This window comes from Roseovarius salinarum (genome assembly GCF_002834145.1).
GTDB lineage: Bacteria > Pseudomonadota > Alphaproteobacteria > Rhodobacterales > Rhodobacteraceae > Roseovarius > Roseovarius salinarum.
Window position 1 is genome coordinate 74,711 of the sequence record NZ_PHNT01000011.1, and the last position, 17,658, is coordinate 92,368.

Genomic DNA, 17,658 nt, shown 5'->3' on the forward strand with positions numbered 1-17,658 from the left:
CTTGCCCCCGGCCCAAAACATGCGCATGAGCGAGGTCTTCAAGGGCAGTTTCACCCAGCAGGAACCGATCCCCGAGGACGGGATCGCGGCCGCCGTGGAGGTAATGCGCCACGGTCGGTTGCACCGCTACAACCTGGCCGATGGTGAACCGGGCGAAACGGCGCTGCTGGAGCAGGAGTTCGCCGCGCTCACGGGCGCGGACTACGCGTTGGCCGTGGCCTCGGGCGGCTACGCCATGGCGACGGCGCTGCGCGCGGTGGGGGTGCAGCCGGGCGACGCCGTGCTGTCGAACGCCTTCACGCTGGCCCCTGTGCCCGGCGCGATCGCCAGCGTGGGTGCCCGCCCCGTCTTCGTCGGCGTGACCGGGGATCTGACGATCGACCTGGACGATCTCGAGGCGAAGGCGGATCAGGCGCGCGTGCTTCTGCTGAGCCACATGCGCGGCCACATCTGCGACATGGATCGGCTGATGGCGATCTGCGACGCGGCCGGCGTGACCGTGATCGAGGATTGCGCGCATACCATGGGGGCCACCTGGCGCGGCGTGCCATCGGGGCGGCACGGGCTGGTGGGGTGCTATTCCTGCCAGACCTACAAGCACGTCAATTCCGGCGAGGGCGGCCTGCTGGTCAGCGACGACGCCGGTGTGATGGCGCGCGCCGTGCTGCTGTCTGGCAGCTACATGCTTTACGAGCGCCACCTTGCGGCCCCCCCGCCGGACGCCTTCGAGCAGGTGAAATACGACACGCCCAACATCTCGGGGCGGATGGACAACCTGCGCGCGGCGATCCTGCGGCCGCAACTGGCGCGTCTGTCCGAGCAATGCGCGGCCTGGACGGCGCGCTACCGCGTGGTCGAGGACGGGCTGCGCGGCACGCCGGGCCTGACGGTGATCGAGCGGCCCGAGGAAGAGGGCTTCGTCGGCTCCTCGATCCAGGTCCTGCTGCGGGACTGGCCGGATGCAGCGATGGAAGAGGTGATCGGGCGGTGCGCGGCGCGCGGCGTCGAGCTGAAGTGGTTCGGCGCGCCCGAACCACGCGGGTTCACCAGCCGCTACGCGCACTGGCACTATGCCCCGAGCGCCGCGATGCCCGAGACCGACCGCGTGCTCCGCGGTCTTCTGGACATGCGGCTGCCGCTGACCTTCAGCCTCGGGGATTGCGCGCAGATCGCCCGGATCATCCGCGCCGAGGTGGGGGCCGTGCACCAGGCGGGTGTCGGCGGCTGACCGCGCGGGCGGTTGCCACTTGCACGGGTATCCCGGCCAGGGTGAAGAGGCTGCGCGCGGGATTGACCGGCGGGCTGTTTCGGGGCTATTATTGAACGGGCGTTCAATAAACGCCGGAGACGGGAGGGAAGGCAACGATGTTCAACGCGGTGATGCAGTTCGACCTGGGCGAGGACGTGAACGCCCTGCGCGAGATGGTGCACAGGTGGGCGCAGGAGCGGATCAAGCCCAGGGCCGCCGAGATCGACGCGACAAACGTCTTTCCCAACGACCTGTGGCCCGAGATGGGCGAGTTGGGCCTGCTGGGCATCACCGTGCCGGAGGAGCAGGGCGGCGCCGGCATGGGCTATCTGGCGCATGTCGTGGCGGTCGAGGAGATCGCGCGCGCCTCGGCCAGCGTGTCGCTGAGTTACGGCGCGCATTCCAACCTGTGCGTCAACCAGATCAAGCTCAACGGCACCGATGCGCAGAAGGCGAAATACCTGCCCGGGCTGGTCTCGGGCGACAGCGTGGGCGCGCTGGCGATGTCCGAGGCCGGCGCGGGCAGCGACGTGGTGGGCATGAAGCTGCGCGCCGAGAAGCGCAACGACCGTTACGTGCTCAACGGCACGAAGTACTGGATCACCAACGGCCCGGATGCCGACACGCTGGTGGTCTATGCCAAGACCGACCCCGAGGCCGGCGCCAAGGGCATCACCGCCTTCCTGGTGGAAAAGGAGATGAAAGGGTTTTCCACCAGCCCGCATTTCGACAAGCTGGGCATGCGCGGCTCGAACACCGCCGAGCTGGTGTTCGACGACGTCGAGGTGCCCTTCGAGAACGTCCTGGGCGAGGAGGGCAAGGGTGTGCGCGTGCTGATGTCGGGGCTGGACTACGAGCGCGTGGTGCTCGCCGGCATCGGCACCGGGATCATGGCCGCCTGCCTGGACGAGATCATGCCGTACATGGCCGAGCGCAAGCAGTTCGGCCAACCCATCGGGAACTTCCAGCTGATGCAGGGCAAGATCGCTGACATGTACACGGCGATGAACTCGGCGCGGGCGTATGTCTACGAGGTCGCCAAGGCCTGCGACCGGGGCGAGGTCACCCGGCAGGACGCCGCGGCCTGCGTCCTGTATTCTTCGGAGGAGGCGATGAAGCAGGCCCATCAGGCGGTGCAGGCGATGGGGGGCGCGGGGTTCCTGAACGATGCCCCGGTCGCGCGCATCTTCCGCGACGCCAAGCTGATGGAGATCGGCGCCGGCACGTCCGAGATCCGCCGCATGCTGGTGGGTCGCGAGATGATGGGGGCGATGGCATGAGGCGCGCACCGGACCGATGGGCGGGGCGGTGATGCCGCGCTGGCTGGTCTTCGCGCCGCTTCTGGCGCTGGTCGGCGCCGCGGCCGTTTTCGGCCTGACGCTGGGCTGGAAGGCCGCGACGACGACCGAGACGCAGGTGATCGACCGCATCGCGCAACGCTACCTGGCCGAGCACGGGGCGGGCGCAGCGGCCTCGGACTGCGTCGCACGGCCCGCGCGGTCCGACGGGCTGTGGCTGGTCGTGTCCTGTCGCCCGGCGCGTGGCGCGGGCGCCTATGCCTATTTCGTGGACCGGTTCGGCCGGCTGGCACACGCCGCGCGGCCCGGGGGCAGGGGAGAGGACGCATGACGGCCCCCGCACCGATGCTTCCGCGTGTGCCCAGCTACGCCGCGTTGCGCGACGGATTCCACTGGGATCTGCCCGACCGCCTGAACATGGCGGCGCAGGTTTGCGATGACTGGGCCGATGCCGCGCCGGACCGCGTGGCGATCGTGGAACTGGCGGATGGGCGCCGTGACGTCACATATGCGCGCCTGCGCGTAATGGCCGACGCGCTGGCCCATGCCCTCGTGGCCCGCGGCGTGAACCGCGGCGACCGCGTCGGCGTGCTGCGCAGCCAGGATGCGTGGTGTGCTGCCGCGCATGTCGCGATCTGGAAGATCGGCGCGATCTCGATCCCGCTGTTCAAGCTGTTCAGGCACGAGGCGCTGGCCAGCCGGCTGGGAGATGCCGGCGCCGACCGTGTGGTGACCGATGCCGACGGCGTGGCGATGCTGGACGGTCTGGACGGTGTCGCGGCGCTGGTGCCCGAGAATGAAACATTGCCCGGGGGGCGTTTCGAGACCGCGGTGACCGGGCCGGAGGACCCGGCGGTCCTGATCTACACCTCCGGCACGACCGGAAGCCCCAAGGGCGCGCTGCACGGCCACCGGATGCTGACAGGCCACTTGCCGGGCGTCGAGATGAGCCACGATTTCCTTGGCCGGCCGGACGATTGCCTGTGGACGCCGGCGGACTGGGCGTGGATCGGCGGGCTGTTCGATGTGCTCATGCCCGGGCTCGCGATCGGCGTGCCGGTGGTGGCCGCGCGCATGGCGCGGTTCGATGTCGACGATTGCCTGAAGATCGTCAGGCAAGGCGCTGTGAGAAATATCTTTTTCCCGCCCACCGCGCTGCGGATGCTCAAGGCCGCGGACGCGGGCATCGACGGGCTGCGGTCGGTCGCCTCGGGCGGCGAGCCGCTGGGGCCAGAGATGCTGTCGTGGGGCCGCGATGCCTTCGGGCTGACGATCAACGAGTTCTACGGCCAGACGGAGTGCAACATGGTCGCCAGCTCCTGCGGCGCGCTGTTCGATCCGCGCCCGGGGTGCATCGGCCGGCCGGCGCCGGGGTTCGAGCTGGCGGTGCTGGACGGTGACGGCTGCCCGCTGGGCGGCAACACCGAGGGCGATGTGGCGATCCACCGCGGCCCGGCGTCGATGATGCTGGAATACTGGCACAAGCCCGAAGCGACCGCCGCGAAGTTCCGCGGCGACTGGATGCTCACCGGCGACCGGGGCGTATGGGAGGGCGGCTTCCTGCGCTTCATGGGGCGCGAGGACGACGTCATCACGACCGCCGGCTACCGTGTCGGCCCGGCCGAGATCGAGGATTGCCTGCTGCAGCACCCGGCGGTGGCGACCGTGGGCGTTGTGGGCAAGCCCGACAGTCTGCGCACCGAGATCGTGAAGGCGTATGTCGTGCCGAAACCGGGCGAAACACCCTCCGGAACGCTTGCCGAAACCTTGCAGGATTTCGTCAGGGACCGGCTTTCGGCGTATGCGTACCCGCGCGAGATCGCGTTCCTGGACGACCTGCCGATGACGGTGACGGGCAAGGTGATCCGCAAGGATCTCAAGGCGCGTGCGGCGCGCGAAGCCACCGGGGAAGCGCCATGACCGCTTGGCATGCCTCCATCGGCGGCTGCCGGGCCGTGCACGTGGCCGGCCCGGCGAACCCGGGATCAGAACTGGTGGACGTAGGCCAGACCGAAGACCGTCGGGTCGATCTCGGCCTTGCCGATCGTCACGCCGCCCAGCTTGACGTCGCTTTCGATGTTCATCCAGCGCACGTCGGCGCGGATCGCGCCCTTGGGGCCGACGGGGATGTCGATGCCCGCGTGCAGCGCCATGCCCCAGGAATCGTCCAGATCGAGCGGGCCGAGCACGGAGGTGTCGTCGAAGAAGTGGGTGTAGTTGATGCCCGCGCCCACGAAAGGCGAGACGCCGCCGCCGGTGGGGAAGTGATACTGCAGCGACACGGTGGGCGGAAGGTGCTTGGTCGAGCCGATGGTGCCAAGCGGGCCAAGCGCGATGTCATGGTCGAACGGGGTCGCGGCCAGCACCTCGATCCCGACGTTGTCGGCGACGAAGTATTCGAAGGTGAACGTGGGCTGGGCGTTGTCGTCCACGTCAAGCGGCAGGCCGGCGGCAACGCCGTTGTTGGACTTCGGCGCGACCTGGTGGAAGCCGATGCCGATGGTCATGTCGCCCTTGGACTGCGCGAGCGCCGGCCCGGCGGCCGTCGTGGCCAGAAGGGCGGCGAGGGCGGCGGATGCGGTCTTTTTCATTGGTCTATCACTCCTTTGAACACCGCGCGGACCGTGTGTTGCGCCGCATGCGGAAACCTTGATGTGAATCAAATCGGGGCGGTGCACCGGACGATACGGCCGGACCGTGGCGCCGCGGCAACACCGGCCGCCATGCCGTTGCGATACCGGAACGAAACGAGGGAGGCCCGGAAATGAAGATCATGAGCGCCGCGCAGGCGGCCTCGGCCGAGTTCGCGGCCAACCGGGCCGCCCATCTGGAGGCTCTGGACACCGTGCGCGCCGCGGCGGAAACCGCGGCGGCCGGGGGCGGGCAGGCCGCGCGCGAGCGGCACGAGGCGCGGGGCAAGATGACGCCGCGCGACCGGGTGGCGGGGCTTCTGGATCCCGGCAGCCCGTTCCTGGAGATCGGCGCGACGGCCGCCCACGACATGTACGACGGGGCCGCCCCCTGCGCCGGGGTGATCGCAGGGGTGGGCCGGGTCCAGGGCCTCGACTGCATGGTGGTGTGCAACGACGCCACCGTGAAGGGCGGCACCTATTACCCGATGACCGTCAAGAAACACCTGCGCGCGCAGGAGATCGCCGAACAGTGCCACCTGCCGTGCATATACCTGGTGGACTCGGGCGGCGCGAACCTGCCCAACCAGGACGAGGTGTTCCCCGACCGCGACCATTTCGGGCGCATCTTCTTCAACCAAGCCAACATGTCGGCCAAGGGCATCCCCCAGGTCGCGGTGGTCATGGGATCCTGCACCGCCGGCGGTGCCTATGTGCCCGCGATGTCGGATGTCACCATCATCGTGAAGGAGCAGGGCACGATCTTCCTTGCCGGTCCGCCGCTGGTGAAGGCGGCCACGGGCGAGGAGGTCACGGCCGAGGACCTGGGCGGCGGCGACGTGCACACGCGGCTGTCGGGCGTGGCGGATTACCTCGCCGAGGATGACGCGCACGCGCTGGCGCTGGCGCGCCGGGCGGTGGCCGGGTTCAACCGGTCGCGGCCGGCGACGGTGGAGTGGGCGAGCCCCGAGCCGCCCGCCTACGACCCCGAGGAGATCCTGGGCGTCGTGCCCGCCGACCTGCGCACGCCCTACGACATCCGCGAGGTGATCGCGCGCATCGTCGACGGGTCACGCTTCGACGAGTTCAAGGCGCGCTTCGGCGAGACGCTTGTCACGGGCTTTGCCCATGTGCAGGGCTGCCCGGTGGGGATCGTGGCCAACAACGGCGTGCTGTTCTCCGAGGCCGCGCAGAAGGGCGCGCATTTCGTGGAATTGTGCAGCCAGCGGCAGATCCCGCTGGTGTTCCTGCAGAATATCACCGGCTTCATGGTGGGCCGCGCCTATGAAAACGAGGGTATCGCGCGCCACGGCGCCAAGATGGTCACGGCGGTGGCCACCACGCAGGTGCCCAAGATAACGATGCTGGTCGGCGGCTCCTTCGGGGCGGGCAACTACGGCATGGCCGGGCGTGCCTACAGCCCGCGGTTCATGTGGACGTGGCCCAACAGCCGCATCGGCGTGATGGGCGGCGAGCAGGCCGCGGGCGTGCTGGCGACCGTCAAGCGCGACGCCATGGAGCGCAAGGGAAAAGGCTGGTCGGCGGAGGAGGAGGCCGAGTTCAAGCGCCCCACCATCGAGATGTTCGAGCGCCAGAGCCACCCGCTCTATGCCAGCGCGCGGCTGTGGGACGACGGGGTGATCGACCCGCGCAAGTCGCGCGAGGTGCTGGCGCTGTCGTTGCGCGCGGCGCTGTGCGCGCCCATCGGGGAGACCCGCTTTGGCGTGTTCCGGATGTAGCCCCGGCCCCGCCCCGGGCGCGCCCGCCCGCCCACCCCGCACCCGGGGCGGGGCCGGGCGCGGGCGCGGCGCCGTCCGAGCCCGTCGCCGGGGTTGGGGCAATGAGTATTTTGGGCAAGATGAAGTGTGCGCACCGTTCGTGCGGGCCCCACGAGCGAGAGGATCGATATGTTCGACAGGATACTGATTGCCAACCGCGGCGAGATCGCCTGCCGCGTGATCGACACGGCGCGCGCCATGGGCGTGGAGACGGTGGCCGTCTACTCCGATGCCGACCGCGCCGCGCGGCACGTGGCGCTTTCGGACCGGGCGGTGCGCATCGGCGGGCCGGCGCCCTCGGACAGCTATCTGAAAGCCGAGGCCATCATGGATGCCGCCCGCGCCACCGGTGCGCAGGCGATCCACCCCGGTTACGGGTTCCTCAGCGAGAACCCCGGTTTCGTCGAGGCCGTGGAGGCCGCGGGGCTGACCTTCATCGGCCCCTCGGCGGCGGCGATCCGGGCGATGGGGCTCAAGGACGCGGCGAAAAAGCTGATGGAGGAGGCCGGCGTGCCGGTCGTGCCCGGCTATCACGGCGACAACCAGGACCCCGAGCACCTGTCCGGCGCGGCCGAGGCGATCGGCTATCCCGTGCTGATCAAGGCGGTCGCGGGCGGCGGCGGCAAGGGCATGCGGCTGGTGGAGCGCCCGGAGGACTTCATGGACGCGCTCGCCAGCGCGCGCGGCGAGGCGGCGACCGCCTTCGGCAACGACGCGGTGCTGATCGAGAAATTCATCGCCAAGCCGCGCCACATCGAGGTGCAGGTCTTTGGCGACGGTGCGCGTGCCGTGCATCTGTTCGAGCGCGACTGTTCGCTCCAGCGCCGCCACCAGAAGGTGATCGAGGAGGCGCCGGCGCCCGGCATGACCGAGGCGATGCGCGAGGCCATGGGGCAGGCGGCGGTGCGCGCGGCCGAGGCCATCGGCTACAAGGGCGCGGGCACGGTGGAATTCATCGTGGATGCCAGCGACGGGCTGCGCCCCGACGCGTTCTGGTTCATGGAGATGAACACGCGGCTTCAGGTGGAGCACCCGGTAACCGAGGCGGTGACCGGCGTCGATCTCGTGGAATGGCAGCTGCGCGTGGCGGCGGGCGAAGGATTGCCGGCGCGGCAGGACGATCTTTTCCTCGACGGTCATGCCTTCGAGGCCCGGCTTTATGCCGAGGACGTGCCGAAGGGGTTCCTGCCCGCCACGGGGCGGCTCGATCACCTGAGGTTTCCCGGCTCCGTGCGCGCCGACACGGGCGTGCGCAGCGGCGACGAGATCAGCCCGCATTACGACCCGATGATCGCCAAGCTCGTCGCGCGCGGACCGACGCGCGCGGTGGCCCTGCGCCGGCTGGCGGCGGCGCTGGGGCGCACGGAGGTCGCGGGCACCGTGACAAACCTGGCGTTTCTCGGGGCCCTGGCACATCACGCGGGCTTTGCCGCCGGCGACGTCGACACCGGGCTGATCGCGCGCGACCTCGATGCGCTGGCGGCCGCGCCGGCGCCGCGGGCTGCCGAAGTGGCGCTGGCCGCGCTGGCCGCGGCGGGTTTGCTGGATGTCGAGGATCCGGCCACGGGGTTCACCCTTTGGACACCGCTGGCGCGCGACGTCATCCTGCGCCGCGACGGGGCCGAGCGGATCGTGCGCATCCGCAGCCGTTCGGCCGATGCCCATGACGTGGTGGTCGACACCGAAACGGTCGCCGCGCGGCGTGTCGGCGGGCGCTGGCAACTCGACGGCGCGGCGGCGCCCGAGGTCGCGGTGACGCCGGGGCGCGTGACCGTTTTCTCGCAATACGGGCTGGGATTCGAGGTGGTCGAGCCGCTGGAGCGGGCGCAGGCCGCGGCCGGTGACGCCGGGATGATCGAGGCGCCCATGCCCGGGCTGGTCAAGACCTTGCTGGCCGAGCCGGGCCAGAGCGTGGCCCGGGGAGACCGGCTGGCGGTGCTGGAGGCGATGAAGATGGAACATTCGCTGCTGGCGGCGCGCGACGGCGTGGTGGCCGAGGTCATGGTGGCCGAGGGCGACCAGGTGGCGGCCGGTGCGGGCCTGATCGCGCTGGCCGAAGAAACCGGGGAGGGGGCGGCATGATCACGCTGCACCACGTGCCGCAGTCGCGCTCGATGCGGGTGCTGTGGCTGCTGCACGAACTGGATGTCGATTTCCGCGTCGTCGAGCACCCCTTCGACAAGTCTTTGCGCTCGCCGGAGTTCCTGACGCTGTCGCCCGCCGGCCGGGTGCCCGCGCTCGAGATCGACGGCGAACGGATGTTCGAATCCGGGGCGATGGTCGAATACCTGTGCGAACGCTTCCCCGACGCGGGCCTTGGGCGGGGTCCGGGTGACATGGACCGCATGGCGTGGCTGGTCTGGGTCCATTTCGCGGAAACCGTCAGCCAGCACACGGCGGCGCTGACCCAGCAGCACGTGGCCCTTTACGAGGAGTGGATGCGCAGCCCCACCGTGATGAAGCTGGAAGCGGCACGGGTGAAGAAATGTTTCGCGGCGATCGAGGCGCGCCTGAGCACGCCGGTGGAAAACCGCGACTACCTGCTGACCAGTGGCTTCTCGGCCGCCGATATCGCCGTGGGACAGGCCGTCTACATGGCCCTGCACTTCGCGCGGCTGGACGGTTTCCCCGAGACCGCGCGCTGGTACGACCGCATCACCGACCGCGGCGGGTTCCGCGCGTCCCTGCCCGGGCCGGAGAGCGGGCTGATCTACAACCGTGACTTCTACGAGGTGCCCGATGCCTGAGCGCGTGGAAATCTTCGAGGTCGGCCCGCGCGACGGGCTGCAGAACGAGAAACGCGGGATCGCGACAGAGGACAAGATCGCGCTGGTCGATTGCCTGAGCCGCGCGGGGTTCCGGCGGATCGAGGTGGCCAGCTTCGTCAGCCCCAGATGGGTGCCGCAGATGGCCGACAGCGCCGAGGTGCTGGCGGGCATTGCCCGGGCGCCGGGGGTGTCCTATGCGGCGCTCACGCCCAACATGCGGGGGCTGGAGCGCGCGCTGGCGGCCAGGGCCGACGAGGTGGCGGTGTTCGGCGCGGCCTCCGAAGGGTTCTCGAAGGCCAACATCAACGCCACGATCGATGAAAGCCTCGACCGTTTCGCGCCGGTCGTGGAGGCGGCACGCGAGGCCGCGTTGCCGGTGCGCGGCTATGTTTCCTGCGTGACCGACTGCCCCTACGACGGGCGCATCGACCCGGCCGCCGTGGCGCGGGTGGCCGGACGCCTGTTCGGGATGGGCTGCACCGAGATCAGCCTTGGCGACACGATCGGCCAGGGCACGCCGGAGCGTGTGGGCGCGATGCTGCAGGCGGTGCGCGACGTCGTTCCCGTCGATCGACTCGCGGGGCACTACCACGATACCTCGGGGCGGGCGCTGGACAACATCGAGGCGTCGCTCGATGCCGGGCTGCGCGTTTTCGACGCCGCCGTGGGCGGCCTGGGCGGCTGCCCCTATGCCCCGGGCGCGGCCGGCAACGTGGCGACCGAGGCGGTGCATGCCCGGTTGACGGCGCTGGGCTTCGAGACCGGGCTGGAGGCGGACGTGCTGGACCAGGCCGCGGACATGGCGCGTGCCATGCGGGGCGGGTGAGCGCGGGATACGCATCACCGCCGCGCCGAGGTGCCACTCGTCCGGGTGTGATCGGGCGGGGCGCAATGACAATGGCCGGCTTGCAAGCGCGTCGGACCACGGCGCCAGCCGGGAGTTGACTGGAAGCTCCGGCGCACGGGGCCGGGCGGGGAGACAGGGAAAGGAACTGCGCGATGTACGAAACGATTTCCATCGAGACCGATGCGCGCGGTGTGGCCACGCTGTGGCTGGACCGCGCCGAAAAGCACAACGCGATGTCCGCAAGGATGATCGCGGAGCTTCACGCCGCCGCCGATGCGCTGGGCGCGGACGATACGGTGCGTGCGGTGGTCCTGGCGGCACGGGGCAAGAGTTTCTGCGCCGGCGGCGACCTGGCCTGGATGCGCGACCAGATGGAGGTGGACGCGGCCACGCGCGGGCGCGAGGCGGGCAAGCTGGCCTACATGCTGCAGGCGCTCAACACCCTGCCCAAGCCCCTGATCGGGCGGGTCCACGGGGCGGCGTTCGGTGGCGGTGTCGGGCTGGCCAGCATCTGTGACGTCACCGTGGGCGCCGATCACGTGAAGATGGGGCTGACCGAGACGCGGTTGGGGCTGATCCCGGCCACCATCGGGCCCTACGTCTGTGCCCGCATGGGCGAGGCGCGCGCGCGCCGTGTCTTCATGTCCGGGCGCCGTTTCGGTGCAGCCGAGGCCGTGGAACTGGGGTTGCTGGCGCGCGCCGTGCCGGAGGCGGAGCTGGATGCCGCGGTGGAGGCGGAGGTCGTCCCCTATCTCGACTGCGCGCCGGGCGCGGTGGCGCGCGCGAAAGGGCTTTTGCGGGCGCTGGGCCCCGCCATAGACGAGGGCGTGATCGAGCGCACCATCGCCGCGTTGACCGCCTGCTGGGAAGGCGACGAGGCGCCGGAAGGAATCGCGGCCTTCTTCGAGAAGCGTGCGCCGGCGTGGAAAGCCGGCTGAGGCAGCCGCCCCCCTTTTCGGTGCGCGCCGGGGAACTAGATCTGACACAGGTGAAACTTTGGCGTCAGACGCGGATCGGCGTGTAATGTATGCAATCGCATGCATCCGGGGCGAGCGAAGCACGCAGCTTCTTGAATGTGTCCCGGGCTTGGTTGACCCCGCCGGGGGGCGGGGGTAAACCTGAGGCCGCATCCGCAGCCAGCCCAAGGCGCGCGCAACGCGCCCGAAAGGAGCCAGACCTCGTGGAAGATTTGCTTAGGGAATACGCGCCGATCCTTGTCTTTCTTGCGATCGCGGTGGGCCTCGGCCTTATCCTTATCCTGGCCGCTGTCGTTCTGGCGGTGCGCCATCCCGATCCCGAGAAGGTCTCGGCTTACGAATGCGGGTTCAACGCATTCGACGATGCGCGGATGAAGTTCGATGTCCGGTTCTACCTGGTCTCGATCCTGTTCATCATCTTCGACCTCGAAATCGCGATGCTGTTCCCCTGGGCGGTGGCGTTCAAGGACATCAGCATGGTCGCCTTCTGGTCGATGATGGTCTTCCTGGCCGTTCTGACGGCGGGCTTCGCCTATGAATGGAAGAAAGGAGCGATGGAATGGGAGTGAACGACGACGCGGACGCCCTCGTCACCGAGACCCAGCCGCACCAGTCCGACCGCGTCAAGAGCGGCCCGTCGATGCAGGTGGCCGGTGCCGACGCCAGCGACACCACCGACGTGGCGACGCAGGAGTTGAACCGCGAGCTGCAGGACAAGGGGTTCCTGGTCACCTCGACCGAGGACATCATCAACTGGGCACGCACCGGTAGCCTGCACTGGATGACCTTCGGGCTGGCCTGCTGTGCCGTCGAGATGATGCACACCTCGATGCCGCGCTACGACATGGAGCGGTTCGGCACCGCGCCGCGCGCCAGCCCGCGCCAGTCCGACCTGATGATCGTGGCCGGAACGCTGTGCAACAAGATGGCGCCGGCGCTGCGCAAGGTCTATGACCAGATGCCCGAACCGCGCTACGTCATCTCGATGGGGTCCTGCGCCAACGGTGGGGGATACTACCACTACAGCTATTCCGTGGTACGCGGCTGCGACCGGATCATCCCGGTTGACGTCTACGTGCCCGGATGCCCGCCGACGGCCGAGGCACTGCTTTACGGTATCATGCAGCTGCAGCGGAAGATCCGGCGCACCGGGACGATCGTGCGCTGAACGGCGCAAGGGGGGCGAGACATGAGCGAGGCACTCAAGGAACTGGGCACCCACATCGAGGCGCGCCGCCCCGACTGCGTGCGCGCGTGGCACGTCGACCGCGGGGAACTGACCGTGGACGTGACGCTTGCCAACATCGTCGGGCTGACCGAATTCCTCAAGGCGGACCAGACCTGCAAGTTCTCCACGCTGGTGGACATCACCGCGGTGGATCATCCGGAGCGCCCGAAGCGCTTCGACGTGGTCTACCACTTCCTGTCGATGTACCAGAACCAGCGCATTCGCCTGCGCGTCGCCACGCGCGAAGAGGACATGGTGCCCTCGATCACCGGGGTGCATCCCTGCGCCGACTGGTTCGAGCGCGAGGTCTTCGACATGTTCGGCATCCTGTTCTCGGGGCACCCGGATCTGCGCCGGATCCTGACGGACTACGGCTTCCGCGGGCACCCGCTGCGCAAGGATTTCCCCACGACGGGGTATACCGAGGTGCGCTACGACGAGGTGGAGAAACGCGTGGTCTACGAGCCGGTGAAACTGGTGCAGGAATACCGGCAGTTCGATTTCATGTCGCCGTGGGAGGGCGCGGACTACATCCTGCCCGGCGACGAAAAGACAGAGGAGGCGTAGCGCGTCATGGACAACCAGCGGGGGGTGCCGGCGTGATCTGGATCATCGTTCTGTCGGCGCTGTTCGTGATCCCGTTCTGGCGGCTGCTGCCCGACTACGGCATGCCCGCCTGGCTGGCGGTCTTCGCCGTCATTCCCGTCGGCGCGCTGGTGCTTCTTTACGCGATGGCCTTCTGGGCCCGGCGCACCGGAGAGCGGTAGGATGGCAGCGCCCTGCGCCGATATCCTGTTGCCGAGGCCGCGCGCGGGGCAGGAAAAAGCACAAGCCATGTCGCGTGGCCGGATGGCGGCCCGGCGGCGTTGCAACGATGTCCAGGGCGCCGCGGCGGACCCGGACGGGACCAAGCGGGGCGAGAGCCCGGCAAGGGGGTAGAATGGACGGAAAATTCGACGAGGCCCTGACCGGCGAACAGAAGATCCGCAATTTCAACATCAACTTCGGGCCCCAGCACCCGGCGGCGCACGGCGTGCTGCGCCTGGTGCTGGAACTGGACGGAGAGATCGTGGAGCGCTGCGATCCCCATATCGGCCTGCTTCACCGCGGCACCGAGAAGCTGATGGAAAGCCGGACGTATCTGCAGAACCTGCCCTATTTCGACCGGCTGGATTACGTGGCGCCGATGAACCAGGAACACGCCTGGTGCCTGGCGATCGAAAAACTGACCGGGGTCGAGGTGCCGCGGCGCGCGCAGTTGATCCGGGTGCTGTTCTGCGAGATCGGGCGCGTGCTGAACCATCTTCTCAACGTGACGACGCAGGCCATGGACGTGGGCGCGCTGACACCGCCGCTGTGGGGCTTCGAGGAGCGCGAGAAGCTCATGGTCTTCTACGAGCGCGCCTGCGGCGCGCGGCTGCACGCGGCCTATTTCCGGCCCGGTGGCGTGCACCAGGACCTGCCGTCGGAGTTGCTTGACGACATCGAGAGCTGGGCCAAGGCGTTCCCCTCGGTGATCGACGACATCGACGGGCTTTTGACCGAGAACCGTATCTTCAAGCAGCGTAACTGCGACATCGGCGTGGTGAGCGAGCAGGACGCGCTCGACTGGGGCTTTTCCGGCGTGATGGTGCGCGGGTCGGGCCTGGCCTGGGACCTGAGGCGCGCCCAGCCCTACGAGTGCTACGACGAGTTCGATTTCAGGATCCCGGTGGGCAAGAACGGCGACTGCTATGACCGCTACCTCGTGCGGATGGAGGAGATGCGCCAGTCCACCGCGATCATCCGCCAGTGCATCGAGAAGCTGCGCGCGCCGGAGAACCAGGGCGATATCCTGTCCCGCGGCAAGATCACCCCGCCCACCCGCGGCGAGATGAAGACCTCGATGGAGGCGCTGATCCATCACTTCAAGCTCTACACCGAAGGCTTCCACGTGCCCGAGGGTGAGGTCTATGCCGCGGTCGAAGCGCCCAAGGGCGAGTTCGGTGTCTATCTCGTGGGCGATGGCACGAACACGCCCTACCGCGCCAAGCTGCGCGCGCCGGGCTTTTTGCACCTGCAGGCCATGGATCATGTCGCCGGCGGCCATCAGCTGGCCGACGTGGCGGCGATCATCGGCACGATGGACGTGGTGTTCGGGGAGATCGACCGCTGATGACCACCTTCACGATCGACCTCTGGCTGCTTGTCGTCGGCGCGATCGCCGGCGCCGGCGCGGCCATTGGCGCGACGGGGCGGGGGCGTGTGCTCAAGGGTGGCGTGATCGGTGCCGCGCTCGCTGTCCTCGCCGGGGTCGTTCGGGGGTATCTGTGATCGTGTTGCGGTTTCCGCATATCCGGCGGCGCGCCTTCACCGAACGGGGGGCGTCATGACGCTGGCGTCTCTGGCGACGGCTCTTGCCGGGATCGGCGCGGCGGTCATGGCCGTGCTGGCGCTGCTGTTCTGGCGCGACCCGGCGCAGGCGATGCGGCTGACCACCCACAGGGCGGAGGCCCTGCCCCAGGTCATGGTGGACCGCTACGCCGCCTTCGGCGTGCTGGCGGTGGGGGCCGCGCTTTCGGGCGACCCGGTCGTCATCGCGTGGCTGTTTTCCGCCTTCGCCCTGATGGGGTTCGCCGACGCCTGGATCTATGCCCGCGCCGGCTACGCGTTCGCCAAGCACCTCGCCGCGGGCGTCGCGGCGCTGGTCGTGGTCGCCGTCGCACTGGCCGGCCGGGCGGGGGAGGGGAACCTATGACCCCGATGCGCCGCATCCCTTTGGCGGCACTGGGCCTGCCGGTGGTTCTGGCGGCCTGCGCCATGCCGCCGCGTGGTGTTTCCGACGCGGATCTGGCCGCCTACGCCTCCGCCGTTGCCAGCATCGGCTGCGAGATGCGTTACGAATCCGACTACCTGCCGGTCGAGCTGCAGACGGGGCTGAGCCGCGCGCAGGTCGTCGGCATCACCGAGTACCACCTTGCCGCGGGCAGCGCCGAGCCGCTGCCCGGTGGCGGGGCCAAACTGATCACGGGAGCCTGTGCCTGAATGCTACGCCGTCTTCACCCCGAGCAGCCTGACAGCTTCGCCTTCACGCCCGAGAACCAGGCCTGGGCCGAGGCGCAGATCACGAAATATCCGCCGGGCCGGCAGGCCAGCGCGATCATTCCGCTGCTGTGGCGCGCACAGGAGCAGGAGGGCTGGCTGTCGCGGCCGGCCATGGAATACGTGGCCGACATGCTGGACATGCCCTACATCCGCGCGCTCGAGGTGGCGAGCTTCTACTTCATGTTCCAGCTTTCGCCGGTGGGCAGCGTCGCGCACGTCCAGATCTGCGGCACCACCAGCTGCATGATCTGTGGCGCCGAGGACCTTGTTGGCGTGTGCCGCGAGAAGATCGCCGAAAATCCGCACGAACTCAGCCCCGACGGCAAGTTCAGCTGGGAAGGGGTCGAATGCCTGGGCGCCTGCGCCAACGCGCCCATGGCCCAGATCGGCAAGGACTACTACGAGGATCTGACCGCCGAGCGGCTGGGCGAGATCCTCGATCAGCTTGCCGCGGGCAAGGTGCCGACGCCGGGGCCGCAGAACGGGCGCTATGCCAGCGAGCCGCTGACCGGGCTGACGAGCCTCAAGGAATTCGACAGCGGGCACACCAAGTACAATGCCAGTGTTCAGCGGGCCGAGGACGCCGGCGACACGATCAAGCGCATCGACGGCAGCGAGGCGCCGCTTTACACGCCGTGGATCGACAAGGGCGCGCGGCACGATCCCGCGCCGCCCGACGTCGCGGTGCGCGAGACGCCCGCCGAGATCGGGGCGGCCGAGGCGCCGGCGGCGGAAACCGTCAAGGACAAGACCGAGCCCGCTGAAACCGGTGCGGCCGAGACGGAAACCGGCCGCAAGCCCGAGGTCCTGTCGGCCCCGCAGGCCGGGGGCGCCGATGATCTCAAGAAGATCAAGGGGGTGGGTCCGAAGCTGGAAAAGCTGCTCCACTCCATGGGGTTTTACCATTTCGACCAGATCGCCAAATGGACGGACGAAGAGGTGCAATGGGTTGACGCCAACCTCGAAGGGTTCAAGGGACGCGTCAGCCGTGACGACTGGGTTGAACAAGCCAAGATGCTGGCCAGGGGCGAAACCGACGCCTAGGCCGGGCAAGGAGGGCGGCGGAAGCTGAAACGCGCGCCCATCGTAGTCAGGGAGGACTGACAATGGCGAACGACAAAACCTGGAGTACCTGCTCGATCACCAGCTGGGTCGTGGCGGCCGCGGCTGGCGTCGTGGCGATCGTGATGACGTGGAGCGCGCTGTCGGCGGTGGCGGCGCTGCTGATCGGCGTCGTGCTGGCCGTTCTGCTGGGCCTTGTGCTCACGCGGCTGTTCTGCACGGGCGGCGAGGCCGGTACAGGCGCACAGGCCGGCGCCGCGTCGACTGGCGCCGCGCGCCCGGTGCCCGAGGCGGAACCGGCACCTGCACCGAAGCCCGAGCCGGCACCGGAGCCCGAACCGGCGCCGGAGCCCGAAACTGCACCGGAACCCCAACCGGCGCCGAAGCCCGAGCCGGCGCCGCAATCGCCGGCCGCCCGACAGGCGCCGGCAGAGCCGACCGAGGGCAGCCGGCCCGAGACGTTGTCGGCACCGCGCGGTGGACAGCCCGACGACCTGAAACAGATCAAGGGCGTGGGACCGAAACTTGAAGAAGCCCTCAACGAGCTGGGGATTTATCATTTCGACCAGATCGCCAACTGGTCCGAGGCCGAGGTGGCCTGGGCCGACGAGAACCTCGTGGGCTTCAAGGGCCGGGTGAGCCGCGACGACTGGGTGTCGCAGGCGAAGACCCTCGCGGCCGGTGGCGATACGGAATTTTCCAAGCGCGTCGAGGATGGCGACGTTTACGAGTGACGA

Annotated in this window: 20 protein-coding genes; 19 read left to right on the forward strand and 1 reads right to left on the reverse strand. The window is 69.0% G+C overall.

The genetic code is table 11. The annotated features are described in order from the left end of the window. The first annotated feature begins 25 nt into the window (after positions 1-25). The 4 genes from CEF10_RS11210 (at position 26) to CEF10_RS11225 (ending at position 4,467) form a co-directional block, all read left to right on the forward strand. The gene (locus tag CEF10_RS11210) at positions 26-1,228 is read left to right on the forward strand and encodes a DegT/DnrJ/EryC1/StrS family aminotransferase (protein WP_101068317.1); all 1,203 of its coding nucleotides are present in this window, start codon (positions 26-28) and stop codon (positions 1,226-1,228) included. Positions 1,229-1,365: 137 nt separating this feature from the next. Beyond that, on the forward strand, positions 1,366-2,529 hold the full coding sequence (locus tag CEF10_RS11215) for an isovaleryl-CoA dehydrogenase (RefSeq protein WP_101068266.1): 1,164 nt from the start codon (positions 1,366-1,368) through the stop codon (positions 2,527-2,529). 31 nt (positions 2,530-2,560) lie between these two features. After that, complete coding sequence (locus CEF10_RS11220) at positions 2,561-2,878, forward strand: hypothetical protein (RefSeq protein ID WP_101068318.1); 318 nt, start codon at positions 2,561-2,563, stop codon at positions 2,876-2,878. Next, positions 2,875-4,467, forward strand: coding sequence for an AMP-binding protein (locus CEF10_RS11225; protein ID WP_232796479.1), 1,593 nt, complete (start codon positions 2,875-2,877; stop codon positions 4,465-4,467). Before CEF10_RS11220 ends, CEF10_RS11225 begins: the two co-directional genes overlap by 4 nt. A gap of 65 nt (positions 4,468-4,532) precedes the next feature. Here the strand turns inward: CEF10_RS11225 and CEF10_RS11230 are convergent, their stop codons facing one another. After that, positions 4,533-5,138 carry an OmpW/AlkL family protein gene (locus CEF10_RS11230; RefSeq protein ID WP_101068267.1) on the reverse strand — a complete coding sequence of 202 codons (606 nt, stop codon included), beginning with the start codon at positions 5,136-5,138 and terminating at the stop codon, positions 4,533-4,535. A gap of 173 nt (positions 5,139-5,311) precedes the next feature. On the opposite strand from CEF10_RS11230, the gene CEF10_RS11235 reads away from it, so the two are divergent. The 15 genes from CEF10_RS11235 (at position 5,312) to CEF10_RS11295 (ending at position 17,655) form a co-directional block, all read left to right on the forward strand. Then, positions 5,312-6,916, forward strand: a complete 1,605-nt coding sequence (locus CEF10_RS11235; protein ID WP_101068268.1) for a carboxyl transferase domain-containing protein — start codon at positions 5,312-5,314, stop codon at positions 6,914-6,916. Between the two features lie 168 nt (positions 6,917-7,084). Beyond that, entirely contained in the window at positions 7,085-9,037 is a 1,953-nt protein-coding gene (locus tag CEF10_RS11240) for an acetyl/propionyl/methylcrotonyl-CoA carboxylase subunit alpha (RefSeq protein ID WP_101068269.1), read from the forward strand. Continuing rightward, on the forward strand, positions 9,034-9,702 hold the full coding sequence (locus CEF10_RS11245; RefSeq protein WP_101068270.1) for a glutathione S-transferase family protein: 669 nt from the start codon (positions 9,034-9,036) through the stop codon (positions 9,700-9,702). Before CEF10_RS11240 ends, CEF10_RS11245 begins: the two co-directional genes overlap by 4 nt. After that, positions 9,695-10,549, forward strand: coding sequence for a hydroxymethylglutaryl-CoA lyase (locus CEF10_RS11250; RefSeq protein ID WP_101068271.1), 855 nt, complete (start codon positions 9,695-9,697; stop codon positions 10,547-10,549). The genes CEF10_RS11245 and CEF10_RS11250 overlap by 8 nt, the downstream gene beginning before the upstream one ends. Before the next feature lie 173 nt (positions 10,550-10,722). Next, positions 10,723-11,508 (forward strand): crotonase/enoyl-CoA hydratase family protein, encoded by a 786-nt coding sequence (locus CEF10_RS11255; RefSeq protein ID WP_101068272.1) that lies wholly within the window; start codon positions 10,723-10,725, stop codon positions 11,506-11,508. 242 nt (positions 11,509-11,750) lie between these two features. After that, positions 11,751-12,116 (forward strand): NADH-quinone oxidoreductase subunit A, encoded by a 366-nt coding sequence (locus tag CEF10_RS11260; RefSeq protein ID WP_101068273.1) that lies wholly within the window; start codon positions 11,751-11,753, stop codon positions 12,114-12,116. A gap of 71 nt (positions 12,117-12,187) precedes the next feature. Then, entirely contained in the window at positions 12,188-12,715 is a 528-nt protein-coding gene (locus CEF10_RS11265; protein WP_101068320.1) for a NuoB/complex I 20 kDa subunit family protein, read from the forward strand. A 21-nt stretch (positions 12,716-12,736) separates the two neighbouring features. After that, positions 12,737-13,342, forward strand: a complete 606-nt coding sequence (locus CEF10_RS11270) for an NADH-quinone oxidoreductase subunit C (RefSeq protein ID WP_101068274.1) — start codon at positions 12,737-12,739, stop codon at positions 13,340-13,342. Between the two features lie 32 nt (positions 13,343-13,374). After that, positions 13,375-13,542 carry a hypothetical protein gene (locus CEF10_RS17080; protein ID WP_198586188.1) on the forward strand — a complete coding sequence of 56 codons (168 nt, stop codon included), beginning with the start codon at positions 13,375-13,377 and terminating at the stop codon, positions 13,540-13,542. Between the two features lie 173 nt (positions 13,543-13,715). Then, positions 13,716-14,930: an NADH-quinone oxidoreductase subunit D gene (locus CEF10_RS11275; protein WP_101068275.1), complete on the forward strand. Its 1,215-nt coding sequence runs from the start codon at positions 13,716-13,718 to the stop codon at positions 14,928-14,930. After that, positions 14,930-15,088: a hypothetical protein gene (locus CEF10_RS16905; RefSeq protein WP_157933013.1), complete on the forward strand. Its 159-nt coding sequence runs from the start codon at positions 14,930-14,932 to the stop codon at positions 15,086-15,088. Before CEF10_RS11275 ends, CEF10_RS16905 begins: the two co-directional genes overlap by 1 nt. Positions 15,089-15,143: 55 nt before the next feature. Next, on the forward strand, positions 15,144-15,512 hold the full coding sequence (locus CEF10_RS11280) for a hypothetical protein (protein WP_101068276.1): 369 nt from the start codon (positions 15,144-15,146) through the stop codon (positions 15,510-15,512). Next, complete coding sequence (locus CEF10_RS11285; protein ID WP_101068277.1) at positions 15,509-15,799, forward strand: hypothetical protein; 291 nt, start codon at positions 15,509-15,511, stop codon at positions 15,797-15,799. Before CEF10_RS11280 ends, CEF10_RS11285 begins: the two co-directional genes overlap by 4 nt. Continuing rightward, complete coding sequence (locus CEF10_RS11290) at positions 15,800-16,903, forward strand: NADH-quinone oxidoreductase subunit E (RefSeq protein ID WP_101068278.1); 1,104 nt, start codon at positions 15,800-15,802, stop codon at positions 16,901-16,903. A gap of 62 nt (positions 16,904-16,965) precedes the next feature. After that, positions 16,966-17,655 carry an NADH:ubiquinone oxidoreductase gene (locus CEF10_RS11295; protein WP_101068279.1) on the forward strand — a complete coding sequence of 230 codons (690 nt, stop codon included), beginning with the start codon at positions 16,966-16,968 and terminating at the stop codon, positions 17,653-17,655. The last annotated feature ends 3 nt before the right edge of the window (positions 17,656-17,658 follow it).